The organism is Marinobacterium sp. MBR-109 (assembly GCF_040547565.1).
Taxonomy (GTDB): Bacteria; Pseudomonadota; Gammaproteobacteria; order Pseudomonadales; family Balneatricaceae; genus Marinobacterium.
The window spans coordinates 105,212-119,709 of record NZ_JBEPPZ010000004.1 but is presented as its reverse complement, the minus strand read 5'-3'; the positions used below and the strand labels follow the sequence as shown (position 1 = coordinate 119,709).

Annotated in this window: 11 protein-coding genes; 4 read left to right on the top strand and 7 right to left on the bottom strand. The window is 57.9% G+C overall.

The features are described 5' to 3' along the window. Positions 1 to 18: 18 nt before the first annotated feature. Entirely contained in the window at positions 19 to 1,092 is a 1,074-nt protein-coding gene (locus ABIE60_RS07140; RefSeq protein WP_354468751.1) for a DUF3080 family protein, read from the bottom strand. Further along, positions 1,037 to 2,437 (bottom strand): MATE family efflux transporter, encoded by a 1,401-nt coding sequence (locus ABIE60_RS07135; RefSeq protein ID WP_354468750.1) that lies wholly within the window; start codon positions 2,435 to 2,437, stop codon positions 1,037 to 1,039. Before ABIE60_RS07135 ends, ABIE60_RS07140 begins: the two co-directional genes overlap by 56 nt. Positions 2,438 to 2,609: 172 nt before the next feature. On the opposite strand from ABIE60_RS07135, the gene ABIE60_RS07130 reads away from it, so the two are divergent. Beyond that, entirely contained in the window at positions 2,610 to 4,061 is a 1,452-nt protein-coding gene (locus tag ABIE60_RS07130; protein WP_354468749.1) for an NAD-dependent succinate-semialdehyde dehydrogenase, read from the top strand. Positions 4,062 to 4,117: 56 nt separating this feature from the next. Here the strand turns inward: ABIE60_RS07130 and ABIE60_RS07125 are convergent, their stop codons facing one another. Beyond that, positions 4,118 to 5,863 carry a PHA/PHB synthase family protein gene (locus ABIE60_RS07125; RefSeq protein WP_354468748.1) on the bottom strand — a complete coding sequence of 582 codons (1,746 nt, stop codon included), beginning with the start codon at positions 5,861 to 5,863 and terminating at the stop codon, positions 4,118 to 4,120. A 302-nt stretch (positions 5,864 to 6,165) separates the two neighbouring features. Between ABIE60_RS07125 and ABIE60_RS07120 the strand changes: the two genes are divergently transcribed. Beyond that, positions 6,166 to 6,417: a glutaredoxin family protein gene (locus ABIE60_RS07120; protein WP_354468747.1), complete on the top strand. Its 252-nt coding sequence runs from the start codon at positions 6,166 to 6,168 to the stop codon at positions 6,415 to 6,417. Positions 6,418 to 6,424: 7 nt separating this feature from the next. Here ABIE60_RS07120 and ABIE60_RS07115 read toward each other — a convergent pair whose 3' ends face one another. Beyond that, complete coding sequence (locus tag ABIE60_RS07115; protein WP_354468746.1) at positions 6,425 to 8,362, bottom strand: transglycosylase SLT domain-containing protein; 1,938 nt, start codon at positions 8,360 to 8,362, stop codon at positions 6,425 to 6,427. A gap of 152 nt (positions 8,363 to 8,514) precedes the next feature. Between ABIE60_RS07115 and ABIE60_RS07110 the strand changes: the two genes are divergently transcribed. Continuing rightward, positions 8,515 to 10,392 carry an ATP-binding cassette domain-containing protein gene (locus tag ABIE60_RS07110; RefSeq protein ID WP_354468745.1) on the top strand — a complete coding sequence of 626 codons (1,878 nt, stop codon included), beginning with the start codon at positions 8,515 to 8,517 and terminating at the stop codon, positions 10,390 to 10,392. Here ABIE60_RS07110 and ABIE60_RS07105 read toward each other — a convergent pair. The 3 genes from ABIE60_RS07105 to pgi form a co-directional block, all read right to left on the bottom strand. After that, positions 10,389 to 10,829, bottom strand: coding sequence for a universal stress protein (locus ABIE60_RS07105; RefSeq protein WP_354468744.1), 441 nt, complete (start codon positions 10,827 to 10,829; stop codon positions 10,389 to 10,391). The genes ABIE60_RS07110 and ABIE60_RS07105 overlap by 4 nt on opposite strands. Positions 10,830 to 10,908: 79 nt before the next feature. Continuing rightward, positions 10,909 to 12,156: a UDP binding domain-containing protein gene (locus ABIE60_RS07100; RefSeq protein WP_354468743.1), complete on the bottom strand. Its 1,248-nt coding sequence runs from the start codon at positions 12,154 to 12,156 to the stop codon at positions 10,909 to 10,911. Next, complete coding sequence (gene pgi, locus ABIE60_RS07095; protein WP_354468742.1) at positions 12,150 to 13,787, bottom strand: glucose-6-phosphate isomerase; 1,638 nt, start codon at positions 13,785 to 13,787, stop codon at positions 12,150 to 12,152. Before pgi ends, ABIE60_RS07100 begins: the two co-directional genes overlap by 7 nt. Positions 13,788 to 13,980: 193 nt before the next feature. On the opposite strand from pgi, the gene ABIE60_RS07090 reads away from it, so the two are divergent. Next, a complete protein-coding gene (locus ABIE60_RS07090; protein WP_354468741.1) occupies positions 13,981 to 14,487 on the top strand; it encodes a hypothetical protein in 507 nt (168 codons plus the stop codon). Positions 14,488 to 14,498 lie beyond the last annotated feature (11 nt).

The following is a 14,498-nucleotide window of genomic DNA, read 5'->3' as shown; positions in this document are numbered from 1 at the left end:
TTGAAAACCGCGCGCCGCTCAAGCGTCATTCTGATCAGAATGTCCGGGCATCAATCCGCACTGGCCGAGCAGACGTTGCCAGGCAGCGGTATGCCGATCTCGAGCCCTGATGTACCGCTGCCACAGGCTGTTGTGATGATCGGACAGTGTCGCCTGAAAATACTCCTTCAGGGCCGGGCTCATCGGCAGCTCAGTGTAGAGTGGTTCAAGGCCGTCGCGCCATTGTTCACCGCTGCGGTGCAGAGCGGACATCATCGGCTGAAGTTCGTTTGCATACCAGCCGTTCAATACGGACTGAATGATGCGTGCCCGGTTGTTGGGGCGATTATTGAAGCAGATCGGGCGCTCATCGAGTCGGGCATTGATGGCACCGGCGGTCTGATCCAGTGTTTGGGTGAGCATATTCAGACTTTTCAGCCAAGGTGCACCGAAGGGGCGGGCATGAAGTTCAGCGTAGGATTGCTCAAGCTGCTCACTCCAGGAAGGCAGTTGCCAGTCAGGCTGTTGGCTCAGCCTGAGCAGCTGCTCAAAACGCTGCAGAGCGGGCTGGAGCGCCCCTGACTGTTGGGCCTGTTCCATACTCAGTGCGGCGTGGGTGCGTGAAAACTGGGAGGTCATTTCGCTGGAATTGAAAATGGCGTTACTCAGTACCCGTGGCAGCTGCTCACGCTTTATCCGTTCGATGCGCTGCAGCCGTTGCAGCAGTTCGTCTTCGTTCTCATCGCGTTCGCTCTGCTGCTTTAGCTGCTCTATACAGCGGCGTAACGGCGGCAAAAAGCGCAGCTCATACAGCATGCGCTGTGATGGCAGTGCCAACTTGCCCAAAGAGCTGTTGCGCTCTCCGATCAGCTCCATCAGGCCGCAACGGCGCAGATCAAATACCTCCACAATGCCCTCTCTCAGTTCGGGGATTTCCAGCAGTCGATCCCGCGTTTGAGGGTAGGGCGGTATGGTTGTATCAAGTTCCAGCTTGATGGGGTAATCGATGGCGTTGGCAACACGACTGGCATAATCCTCCAGTCGCGCTTCAGGGCTTTCAGTGCTGCAGGCGCTCAGCAGAACCAGCGCCAGAGTTGTTATCAACATCCGCATGACGCGCAATCCTGACCAGACGTGTTGTCAATAGTACGGCGCCGACACTGAGGCCGATCAGCAGTCCATACCAGAGTCCCGCCGCTCCCTGCGGGGCTGTCAGCCATTGAGTAAACCCCAGCACATATCCGACCGGGAGGCCGATCAGCCAGTAGGCGATAAATACCATCAGCAGAGGCACGGCCGTATCCTTGTAGCCACGCAGAGCACCGGCTGCACTGACCTGAAGCGCATCGGAGAACTGAAAGACGGCCGCAATGCTGATCAGGGTGGCGGCCAGGCCAATAATCGCTTCACGGTCAGTGTAGAGGCCAACAATGGACTCGGCCAGCAGCAGCGAGAGCGAGCTGCTGACCAGAGCGATGGTCAGGGTAATTATAACGCCGGTGATCACGGCGTGCCGTGCGGCCTCGCTTTGACCGGCGCCGACAAGCTGGCCCACGCGGATGGTCAGTGCCATTGCAATGCTGAGTGGTACCATGAAAATCATGCCGGTATAGCTGATGGTGATCTGGTTGGCGGCTATAACCGTTTCACCCAGCGGGGCCAGCAGCAGTGCCAACACGCAGAACATGCTGACCTCAATCAGCAGTGCAAAGCCGATCGGCAGCCCGAGCCGAAGAAATGTCAGAATCACTCCCGCTCTGGGAAGTTGCCAGTGCCTGTGAAGGCGCAACGGGCGGAAGCGGGGGCTGCGCATCAGGTAGGCAATACCGGTCAGCAGCATGACCCACATCACCACGGCGCTGGCATAGCCGCAGCCAACACCTCCCATCTCGGGCAGTCCCAGCTTGCCGAAAATCAGTACATAGTTGAGCGGGATGTTACACAGCATGCCCAGCACGGCAATGCGCATGACCGGATGGGTTTTGCCAAAGCCTTCACTGTAACTGCGTACCACCTGATAGAGCAGAAACGCAGGGAATCCCCAGCTGATGGCATCAAGATAGTCGCGTGTCGTCCGCTCCAGGCGGGCTTCCAGCTGCAGCAGTTCGAGTACCGGGCCGGGGTTGCGCAACAGCATGACTCCCAGCAGGCTCAACAGCAGCGCAATCCAGACGGCCTGCTGCAGTACCTGACGGCTGCGACGTTCACGATTGGCGCCTATCAGGTGTGCAACCAGCGGTGTGGTAGCCATCAGGATGCCGCCCAGCGCCAGAAAAAGAGGCAACCAGAGGCTGCTGCCAAGCGCAATGGCCGCCAGATCGTTGGCTCCGGCGCGGGCAGCCATCAGGGTATCGATAAAGCCAATGGCGCTTTGGGCCAACTGAGCGACCATGATCGGCCAGCCCAGCAGCAACAGCGTACGAATTTCCTCACGGCGACTGAAGCGTGATCTCAACATGCGGCTTGTACAGGTTGCTGAGTGAGTACGGTATGAATTGAGCGGGTCCTTTTCTCGGCACTGCTGCGCATGTTGGATTATCCTCCTGTTGCGTGGCAAGGATAAGGGTGCGCTCACAGGAGTGCAACGCTAAGATGCAAGGATACTGGCAGATCAATTTTGGAGGTGAGAGATGAAGCTGCAAGACAGCAGTCTGCTGCGTGGGCAGGCCTATGTGAACGGTGAATGGGTAGATGCGAAAAGCGGAGAGACCTTTGCCGTGCTGAATCCGGCCACGGGCGAAGAGCTGACTCGGGTACCGCTGATGTCGGAAGCGGATGCCAACGCGGCGGTGACAGCGGCTTATCAGGCCTTCAAGCAGTGGCGTACGACAACCGCCAAGGAACGAGCGGCCATGCTGCGACGCTGGTTTCAACTGATGCAGGATAATATGGAAGACCTCGCACTGCTGATGACGCTTGAGCAGGGTAAGCCGTTGGCCGAAGCCCGTGGCGAGGTGCAGTACGCTGCCAGCTTTATCGAATGGTTTGCCGAAGAGGGTAAGCGTGCCTATGGCGAGCTGATTCCCACTCACAAGCCGGATGCCCGCATTCTGGTCAGTCGTGAGCCGGTCGGGGTGGTCGCCGCCATCACGCCCTGGAACTTCCCCGCTGCCATGATTACCCGCAAGGCCGCTCCCGCATTGGCGGCAGGTTGCAGCTTCATCTGCAAACCGGCAGAAGATACGCCGCTTTCTGCACTTGCACTGGCCGAACTGGCTCACCGTGCCGGTATTCCGGCCGGGGTCTTCAACATCGTCACGGGAGATCCACGGGCGCTGGGCTCGGTACTGACCGGGCATGAGTTGGTCCGCAAGCTGTCTTTTACCGGCTCTACCCCGGTTGGCAAGCTGTTGATGGCGCAGTGTGCCAATACGGTGAAGCGAGTCTCACTGGAGCTGGGGGGCAATGCCCCTTTCATCGTATTTGATGATGCGGACCTTGAACGGGCGCTGGACGGCGCCATGGCATCCAAGTACCGCAATGCGGGTCAAACCTGCGTTTGCACCAACCGCTTCCTGGTTCAGGATGGCATCTATGATCGCTTTGTCGAAGCGCTGGCTGAGCGTACGCGTGAACTGAAAGTGGGTGCGGGCGTTGACGCCGACGTGCAGCAGGGGCCCTTGATCAATGCCGCGGCCGTTGCCAAGATTCAGAGCCATATTGATGATGCCGTTGCCAAGGGAGCAAGTGTGGTATGTGGCGGCAAGCCCCATGCACTGGGACGCACCTGGTTCGAGCCCACTGTGTTGCGCGATGTAACGCCACAGATGCGGGTGGCAACGGAGGAGACCTTCGGGCCGCTGGCACCGATTTTCCGCTTCAGTGATGAAGCGGACGCAATTGCCATGGCAAATGACACAGAGTACGGTCTGGCGGCCTACTTCTTCAGCCGTGATCTGGGACGGGTCTGGCGGGTGGCTGAAGGCCTTGAATACGGCATGATCGGTATCAACGAAGGGATTATATCCACCGAGCTGGCCCCGTTTGGCGGGGTTAAGGCATCAGGGCTGGGACGTGAAGGGGCGCGTCAGGGGCTGGAAGAGTATCTGGAATGCAAATACATGCTAATGGGCGGTATCTGACATAAAAACGCCGGGGCTGTGTATGCAGCCCCGGCGTTTTTTAAAGCATGGCTGGATCAGTCCAGACGCTTGCGGACGTAGCTGCCTGGGGCAGGCTCAATCACCTTGTAATCACTGTTGCCGTAATCCTTCGGCGCATCAACCTTCTTGCCGGCACGACGGCGCAGCCACTCGTTCCAGTTGTTCCACCAGGAGCCTTCCTGACGCTCGGCGGTTTCCAGCCAGGCCTCGGGGCCACGTCCCATCTCACCCTTGATCCAGAAGTTGCGACGGTTCTTTTTCGCCGGATTGATAACGCCGGCTACGTGCCCACTGGCACCCAGCACAAACTCCACTGTGCCGCCAAACAGATCCAGTGCCTTGAAGGTGCCTTTCCACGGCGCGATGTGATCTTCCATGGTCGACAGGAAATAGCAGGGAGTCTTGACCTTGCGCAGATCAATCGGCTCGCCGCATATGGTCAGACCGTCAGGCTCTACCAGCTTGTTTTCAAGGTACATGTTGTTGATGTAATAGGTGTACATCGCTGCCGGCAGGTTGGTCGGATCGCTGTTCCAATAGAGGATGTCGAACGGCGGTGGTGTCTGTCCCTTGAGGTAGTTGTTGACCACATAGGACCAGATCAGGTCATTGGAGCGCAGCATGTTGAAGGATGTGGCCAGCTCTCGACCGTGCAGAATGCCTTCATTGTTGACCTTGGATTCCAGCTGCTTGACCTGATATTGATCGATGTACACGCACAGATCGCCGGGGTTGCTGAAATCGATCAGCGTGGTGAGAAAGGTACAGCTGCCGACCGAGTTGTCCTTGCGGTTGGCCAGCACGGCGAGGGCAGAGGCCATCAGGGTACCGCCAACGCACCAGGATACGGCATTGACCTTTTCCTGACCGCTGATCGACTTGGTTACCTCAAGTGCTTTCAGGATGCCGTCACCCACGTAGTCGTCCCAGTTCAGGTCGCGCTGCTCTGCAGAAGGGTTGGTCCAGGAGATGAGGTAGACATCCTGTCCCTGCTCCAGGCAATAGCGGACAAACGAGTTGTCCTGCTGCAGATCCAGAATATAGAACTTGTTGATGCTTGGCGGCACGATCAGGGTCGGGCGTTCGTATACCTGTTCGGTCAGCGGCTTATAGTGGATCAGCTGAAAGATGTCATTCTGGAAAACAACAGCACCTTCAGTCGTTGCCAGGTTCTTGCCCAGTTCAAATGACGATTCGTCGGTCATTGAAATGCGGCCTTTTTCGATGTCACCGAGCAGATTTTTCAGGCCGTTAACCAAGCTTTCCCCTTTGGTTTCCAGCGCCTGCTGCAGCACTTCGGGGTTGGTGATGGCAAAATTGGTGGGTGAGAGTGCATCTACGTACTGGCGGGTGTAGAACTCAAGCTTCTGCTGCTCCTGCGGCGACAGTTTGGCGTTGTGGGCCATTTCCGTCAGCATGCGCGAAGTCAGTAGATAAGACTGTTTGATATAGTCGAACACCGGGTTCTTGGACCACTCTTCCGCCTTGAAGCGACGATCACCGGGCGGTGGCTCGGCAACCGGGTTGTCGCTGGTGTTACCCGTCAACAGGTTGCGCCAGAGGTTGAATTGCGCCTGCTGATAGTCCGCGATGGCACGGACCCATACAGTCGGATCTTCGAGAGAGCGGGTGGCCAGTTCGGTCCATGATTGCGTGAACTGACGCAGGATATCGTCACCGCCGGTCGCCGAGAACATTTCCAGCATTTTGCTGGTCTCGTGATTGACGTAGTTGATGAATTCCTGCGGGTCTGTTGCGATATTGCCTTGTTTATCCGTCATAACTGCCTGCTTTCAGTCTCTGTTGTCCGGTATGAACGCAGGCTCTTGGCCCTGAATGCGCTTCTGCCGGAAGCAACCTGTGGTTTTGGCTTGTAGCGGGATACTGCTTCGAGCATAGACCTGTGCCTAGGGCACTGACAAGCCCTTATAAAGTATTAGCTTCGCGGTTTGCTGTTGCAGCTGCATTACTGCGATGCAATATTTCTGATTTTGCCGCCGGGAGGGCGTGGTGGGCGTGAAGGTTGTGAGGCTATGGGTAATAATGCTGCAAGTGCTGAAAAAAAACAGGGTGAGGAATATTCATGTACCAGCTTGACCTGATGACCACCGAGGGTTGTCATCTGTGTGATGATGCCATTGCCATACTGCAGCAGGGGCTGGAGCCGGGTGAGGCTGAAGTGGATCTGGTTGATATTGTTTACGATGAAAACCTGATGGAGCGCTACGCAACCCGGATTCCTGTACTGGTTGACCGGGTCGGCGGAGGTGAGCTTGACTGGCCCTTCGATGGCGGGCGGCTGGCGCAGTTTCTGCAACACTGCGCTCAGCCATAGGGCCGGATCAGCCGTCGTTTTGTTGAAACAGCGCCAGCATGTTGAACTCGTCTGGGCTGAGCAGGGTAACGGGGCGCTCGGCCAGGCGCTCGTAAATGACTCTGAACGCCAGCACATTCTGTACATAGTTGCGGGTTTCGTCGAAGGGGATGGTTTCGATCCAGATGTCCAGCGGCAGCTCCCCCCGTGCATTCAGCCATTGGCTGACACGAGAGGGGCCTGCGTTATAAGCGGCAGAAGCATAGGCGAGGTTGCCGTTAAAGCGTTGAGCCATCTCACTGAGGTAAGCAGTGCCAAGGCGAATATTGGTGTCCGGCTCGGACAACAGGTTCAGGCTTGGCAGAGGGATGGCGTGGCGTTTGGCGGTGGCGCGCGCTGTCGCTGGCATCAGCTGCATCAGGCCCAGGGCGCCGGCATGGGAGCGTGCCTGCATCCAGAATGCACTTTCCTGGCGCGCAATGGCAACTGCCCAAGCCGGATCGATGGCGCGATTCTGGGCATGTTGTTCAAACAGTTCCGGCAGCGGGTTGGGAAAGCGCAGCTGCATGTCGTTCCAGCGCTGGCTGCTGATGGCGCCTCGAATGCCCTGATCATACCAGCCCCATTCTTGGGCCAGGTGGGCGGCCGTGTGTATCTGTTCGGGCTCCATGCGACTGATCGCCAGGTTCCACTCTGAACGGGCATCATAATAGCGCTCAAGCGCGAGCAGCTCACGAATACGAATAAAGGCAGGCTGCTGAGCCAGCTGCTGTTTTGCCTCTGTGTTCTGCATCAGGGGGGTGTGGTTAAGCTGGTAGGGCGTGCCCAGCATCTGAGCTGCCATAAAGCCATAAAAGGAGCGTTCGGTGGCAATATCACGCAGCAGTGCTTCTCGTCCGGGCTTGCCCTGTTGCTCCAGGGCGATCGCCGTCCAGTAACGCCAGCGGTCATTGCTTCTTTCCGATTCATCCAGCTTTTCCATCAGGGACAGAGCTTCGGCCCAGTCCTGTCTCACCAGCGCCAGTCGGATTCGCCAGCCGGACAGGTCGGCCAGTTTGTGTTCTGGGTCCAGCGAGGCCAGCAGTGAGTCGGCATCGGTCGGGAAGCGCTTTGCCATCAGTACGCCCAGGCGTTTGCTGATGGATTCGAACTGCTCGGCTGAAACCTGCAGCCGCTGGCGTTCACGTACCCAAAGCCGTATCGCCTGCTCAAGATCCTGTCGTGCCAGACGGTTGACGGTCAGGACCAGCAGCTGGTCGGCATTTGGCACCTGGGGGCTCAGCAATTGAGGCTCCTGTGTCAGTCTGCCGGGGTTGTCATACAGGCTTCGGGCCAGTTTTGCCTGCTGCTGCAATTCGCTTTCCGTAATGAAGCGAGCGGCATAGGTTGCCAGGCCCGGACGACCTTGCAGCAATGCCGCCAGGTGCCGGTTGAGTGCATCCTGTTGGCTGAAGTGGCTGGATTTTAACCACTTGCTGAAAACGGGGTCGCACTCATCGGGCTGAGAGTGCCCTGCGCTCCAGAGCGAACGCGCCGCTGCCCAGGCTTTCTGCTGCTGTTGAGAGTCCAGCAGGTAGCGTGCATGCAGGCACTGCAGTCGTGTGTCGGGGCGCTGGATCTGTTGCCACGCCTGATTGAAGGCTGACCAGTCTGCCTTTGCACCGCTGTTGCGTGCCCAGGCAAACAGCAGTCGTCCCGCCAAAGGGGTATCGGCATTGGCATCGACAAAGGCCTGCAGCTGGTCAGCTGAGGCCTCGTCGATGCGGCTGTTGAGCTGCTGGTATTCAAGGTAGGGATACAGCGAATATGTTTCCAGCGCGGAAATCTGCTCGTCGCTGAGGGGAGCTGTTTGCAGCAGTGCGGCTTTGAACTGCTCGCGCAGTTCATCATGGTGATTGTGCGCGTTGACCGTGCCGGCTTGCAGCAGCAGTGGTGCAAGCAATAACAAGGGCTTAAGCCTGAACATAATGATCTCCGTACACCCGTAACCAATCTGAATACTGTCGGCCAGTGTATCCTGCCCTTGAAACAAAAATCACCATTGTTGCGCTGTTTTCAACAGAGGCGCTGAATTCAGGTACACTATCGCGCTTGAATGTCTGCAAGGTACGGGTTTGTATGCCGCTGATTAAATTGGAAGGTGTGTCGGTCAGCTTCAGTGCTGCGCCGCTGATGGATGGCGTTGATTTTCAGATCGATCCGGGCGAACGCATTGCGCTGGTCGGCCTTAACGGGGCGGGAAAGTCGACCCTGATGAAGCTGGTATCCGGTGAAATTCATGCTGATCAGGGGGCGGTCTGGCGGGATCCGGCCATCCGCATTGCGCAGCTGTCCCAGATGCTGCCGGCGGCGGACGAGCGGACGGTGCATGATGTGGTGGCGTCAGGCCTTGCCGAGGTGGTTGAGCTGCGCCGTGCCTACGATACCCTTTCACACAACACGGATGCCGCTTCACTGAAGCAGCTTGAAGAGCTGCAGCATCAGCTGGAAGCCCGTGACGGCTGGCATCTTGAGCAGCAGGTACAGTCTGTGCTGGATCGGCTTGGGCTGCAGCCGGATACTCGCATGGCCGAGCTGTCCGGTGGCTGGCGTCGTCGTGCTGCACTGGGAGCGGCGCTGGTGCAGAAACCTGATCTGCTGTTGCTGGACGAGCCAACCAACCATCTGGACATCGAAACCATCGAATGGCTTGAGCAGATGATGCTCGACTTCCGGGGGGCGATTCTGTTTGTCTCGCATGACCGTGCGCTGGTGGAGAAGTTGGCAACACGAATCGTTGAGCTGGACAGGGGGGGTCTGACCAGTTTCCCGGGCAGCTACAGTCGTTATCTGGAGCTGAAGCAGCAGCTGCTGGATGAGGAAGCACGTCACAACGCCGAATTTGACAAGAAGCTGGCGCAGGAAGAGCGCTGGATTCGTCAGGGTATCAAGGCACGCCGTACCCGCAACGAGGGCAGGGTACGGGCACTGGAACAGCTGCGCCGCGAGCGTTCACAGCGACGCGAGCGTCAGGGCAGTGCAAGCTTTGGCCTTGAGGAGGCGCAGAAGTCGGGCAAGCTGGTCGCAGAGCTTGAACATGTCTCGATGAGTTATGCCGGCAAGTCGCTGTTGTGTGATTTTTCGCTCAAGGTTCAGCGTGGCGACCGTATTGGCCTGATCGGGCCTAATGGCAGTGGCAAAAGCACTCTGCTGAAGATCGTGCTCGGTCAGCTTGAACCGGAGTCCGGCGTGGTCAGACTCGGTACCAAGCTCGAGGTGGCCTATTTCGACCAGTTGCGGGGCCAGCTTGATCCTGAGAAGAGTGTGATCGACAACGTGTCAGGTGGGCGCGAGAGTATTGACGTCAACGGTCAGTCGCGCCACATCATCAGTTATCTGCAGGACTTTCTGTTCAGCCCCGAGCGTGCGCGGACCCCGGTCAAGGCGCTTTCCGGTGGTGAGTGCAACCGACTGCTGCTGGCGCGTCTGTTCAGTCAGCCGGCCAATGTGCTGGTACTGGACGAACCAACCAACGACCTTGATGTGGAAACGCTGGAGCTGCTGGAAGAGATTCTGCTCAACTTTGACGGCACCATCCTTCTGGTCAGTCATGATCGTCGCTTTCTCGACAATGTGGTCACCAGCTCGGTGGTTTTTGAAGGGCAGGGAGTGGTGCGTGAATACGTGGGTGGCTATGCCGACTGGCTGCGGCAGCGTCCACAGCCTGTTGCGGCGGCGAGGGCCGCGAAGCCAAAGCCAGCCGCTGTCGCGAAAAAGCCGGCGCCCAAAAAGCTGAGTTATAAGCTGCAGCGTGAACTGGACCTGTTGCCGCAGCAGATGGAAGCGGCAGAGGCTGAGCTGGAGCGGCTGCACGCCATCACTGCCGCGCCCGAGTTTTACGCCGGTGATCAGACCGAGATTGCCAACACGCTGGAGCTGCTGCAGCAGCATGAGCAGCAGCTCGAGGCGTTGATGGAGCGCTGGGTTGAGCTGGAGTCAATGCAGGAGGGGGATTAATCCTCCTCCTTCACTCGAATCGCCAGCACGTCGCACTTGGCGCCATGCAGGACGCCGTTGGCGGTCGAGCCAAGCAACAGAGCCAGTCCGTGACGGCCATGGCTGCCCAGGATCACCAGATCGGTGTTGAGTTCTTCGGCAGCACGGTGAATTTCCGTCTCGGTATGGCCTGTCACGATAATCTTGCGATTGATCGGGTAGCCGATCTTCTCCGCATACAGATCCAGCTTGGTGCGCGCGTGCTCGTCAAGCTGTTCCTGGATCGTGGTCAGGTCCATGGGGACATCACCGCCATAGGCAAAACTGAGAGGTTCTACCACGTGGATCAGGTTAAGCTCGGCTCCGAAAGCCTTGGCCATCTCGGCGGTCTTGATTGCCAGCTGTTCAGATTCATCTGACAGGTCAAGCGCAAGCAGAATGCGGGAATAGATACTCATCGTTACATCCTTCCAGTTGAGTGTACCTCTAGAATAGCACCGCATCTGCCCGGCGCACACTCTGGATACCTGATGTTTTTCAGCGCCCTACGCCGTAATAGGTAAAGCCAAGCTGGCGCAGGTAGTCGGGCTCGAACAGGTTGCGACCATCGACAACCAGCGGGATGTGCATCATCTGCAGCAGGCGTTCGTAGTCCGGTGAGCTGTACTGGGGCCACTCGGTCAGCAACAGCAGCGCATCGGCCTGCTGTGTTGCTGTGTAAGGGTCTTGATGCAGTGTGAGTCCGGCGACCTGGCCCAGCTCATTCTGAAGGGCTTCCAGTGCTTCGGGATCATGCACCTGAATCAGTGCCTCCTGTGCCAGCAGGGCACGAATGACCCGCAGTGATGGCGCATTGTCCACGCTGGCAACCCCAGGCTTGAATGCACAGCCCCAAATCGCGATGCGGCGTCCACGCAGATCGCATCGATAGTGTTGCCAGAGTTTGCGGAAAGGCAGTTCTTTCTGGCGCTCGTTTTCATTCAGCACGGTGTTGAGCAGGGTTGAGTGGCGGGTTTCTGCCAGGATGTCAGCCAGTCCCTCAATATACTGGGTGAAATGGTGGCCACCAAAACCGCAGCCGGGCGACAGGTAATGTTGTCCAATGCGCTTGTCACTGCTCATGCCCTGTCGTACCACTTCGATATCCACGTCAAGGCGGTCCGCCAGGTTAGCCAGTTCATTGATATATCCAAGGCGCAGGGCCAGCATCCCGGAGATGGCAAACTTGCTGAACTCGGCTTCCCGTCGGCTCATCCACTGTATCTGCTGCAGGCGAGAAGAAAACGGGCGCAGCAGCGCCTGGAGCCGCAGACGTGCCCCGTCATCCTCGCAACCGACAAGCAAAGTTTCAGGTGCGGCAAACTGCTGCAGAGCCTGTCCCTGCTGCAGGGTGTCAGGCAGGCAGACCAGTGATTGCTGACGGGTGTGGTCAAGCAGGGCGTGCAGACGGTCGCTGGCGCCAATGCCGAAGTTGCTCTGATTGATCAGCACCAGATTGCCAGGCCCCTGCTGACTAAGGTCGTGACAGACGCTTTCCGCATGGCTGATATCGGAAGGGTGGGAAGCAAGCCAGTGCCAGGGGGCCTGCAGCGCTTCCTGGTGGCTGCACAGTCGGATGTGGCCGGATGCCATGCCTGCTGCAAGGCTTTCCATCAGCCCGGGTTCGGCTCGATGGCTGCTTTCACCCGGGGCCGATTGCTGTAGAAGTACATCGTTCCCGGTGCGAGCAAGTTCGGCCGCTGCTACCCAGGCACCCAGTTCATCCCCCCAGATTGCAATCAACATTCTGTGTTCTTCCTGTCGCTCCATTGACCATGCAGCTGATTCAATACACCTTCAGTAGCGATATCAAATCGGTTAGTCGTTGCCGGAGTGCCGATTATATCCAGCAGGCTGTTGGCTACCTGCTTGCCAAGCTCGACGCCCCACTGGTCGAAGGGGTTGATGTTCCAGATGACAGACTGAACAAACACCTTGTGTTCGTACAGGGCAATCAGTGCACCCAGTGAAGCGGGTGTCAGCTCGTCCAGCAGGATAAGCGTGCTGGGCTGATTGCCCTGGTAACGCTGCCATGGTGTTGCATTGGATTGGTCAACCGCAGCATCGCCCAGTGCCAGCACTCGGGCCTGTGCCAAGCAGTTCGCCAGTGTCAGACGGTGCTGGGACTGCAGGGCGTCGCTCTGGTCGGCGTAGCGCCGCGCCGGAACAATAAAGTCACACATGACCGCTTCGCTGCCCTGATGCAGTAGCTGGTAAAACGCGTGCTGTGCGTTGGGGCCGATTTCACCCCAGAGTACCGGGCAGGTGTGGTGTTCAATTCGATTTCCCTGCCGGTCAACGCTCTTGCCATTGCTTTCCATCTCCAGCTGCTCAAGATAGGCCGGCAGGTGTGCCAGTCGGCCATCGTATGGGAGAATGGCGTGAGCATGGATGCCAAGGAAGTTGATATTCCAGACTTCGGCCAGTGCCAGCAGAACGGGCAGGTTGTGACTGAAAGGGGTGTGCCGAAAGTGCATGTCCATGCGGTGAGCTCCGTCCAGCAGAGCTCGAAAACCGCTCATGCCGATCCTGACAGCGATCGCCAGGCCAATGGTTGACCAAAGCGAGTATCGTCCGCCGACCCAGTCGCGAAAATGAAGCTGGTTCTCAACCGGAATACCCCAGGCCTCTGCACGTGGCGCATTGGCGGTTACCGCGATGAAATGGCGTCGAGCAAGCAGCTCAGTGGTCAGGCCGCTGGCACGGATAAGCCAGTCCAGTGCCGTTGCGGCGTTGGCGAGAGTGTCGGCGGTGGAAAATGATTTGGACGAAACAACAAACAGGGTACGGGCCGGGTCAAGCTGGTCCAGCAGGCCTGAAATCTGGCTGCCATCCATGGACGAGATGAAATGGGTTGTGATCTGGCGCGCTGTCGGTGCTTGAAAACCGTCCAGTGCGCGGCACACCATCATTGGACCCAAGTCGGACCCGCCGACGCCCACATTGACCAATGTGTCGATCGGTTCGCCGCTGAAGCCGCGCCATTGCCCCTGATGCAGTTGTTCCACCAGATGCTGCATGCGCTGCAGATCTGTCTGCACCAGAGCAACAAGGTCTTCACCCTGATGTTCAAGTGTTGCTTCGGCGGGCAGGCGAAGGGCTGTGTGCAGCGCGGCACGGTTTTCCGTATGGTTGATGCGCTCGCCATTGAACAGGGACTCGATCCACTGTGCCAAGTCGCAGCTGTCAGCGAGTTGCAGCAACTGGGTCAGGGTATTCGTGGTTAGCCGTTGTCGGGACAGATCGAGTAGCAGCTCATCCTGACGAAAACTGAACCGGGAAAATCGGTCCTGTACCTGCAGCAGGTCTCGCAGGTGCAGAGAGGATTCAGTGGCACAGAGCTGTTCCAGCTGTTGCCAAACCCTGTGCTTGTCCAAGGCGGCTCCTTGCATCTTGACTAATGAGTTGTTGGCAAGGGCTGCCAACCTGATGCGCATCTTAGTCAGAAACGGCTTTCAGTTAAAGCGCTGGCCCTTGGCCGTTGCGTTCGCCGGTGCGTCATACTGTCGTTTATGTGGCCTTAGCGTTACTATTCGCGCCTGTCCTTGCCCTCTGACTGGAGTCTGTCGAATGAAATGGTTCATTATCACACTGGTAGTTGCCTCGCTGATAGGCTCGGTCATGTGGGTGATGCCGAGCCCCAGACAGCGCTATCAGGCGAACCTCAGACTCAAGGCAAGGCAGTTGGGCATTCAGGTCCATATGGCGCGTGTGTCTCTGCCGCGAGCGCTTGGAGAGATGGAGCCTGATGTGCGCACGATTCCTGCCTATCGTATTGCAAGGACAAATCTGGAACGCAGTGAGCGCGACAGCTGGAGTGGCTGGGAAGTGTTGCGTGTAGACACCCTGGAAAACCTGGGCTTGCCTGAGCACTGGAGCTGGAGCAAGGGGCAGGGGGGGCTGCAGCCTGCGGCACTGGAACAGCTTAACAGCCTGCTGGAGCAGCTGCCGGACGATGTGTTGGGTGTGGAATCTACCCCGCTCAGCCTGACGTTCTATTGGGACGAGCGTGGTGATGAGTCACGGCTGGATTATCTGCACCAGTTGGCCCAACCGTTGCTGGAACAGAAAATCTGATTTCGTTGCAA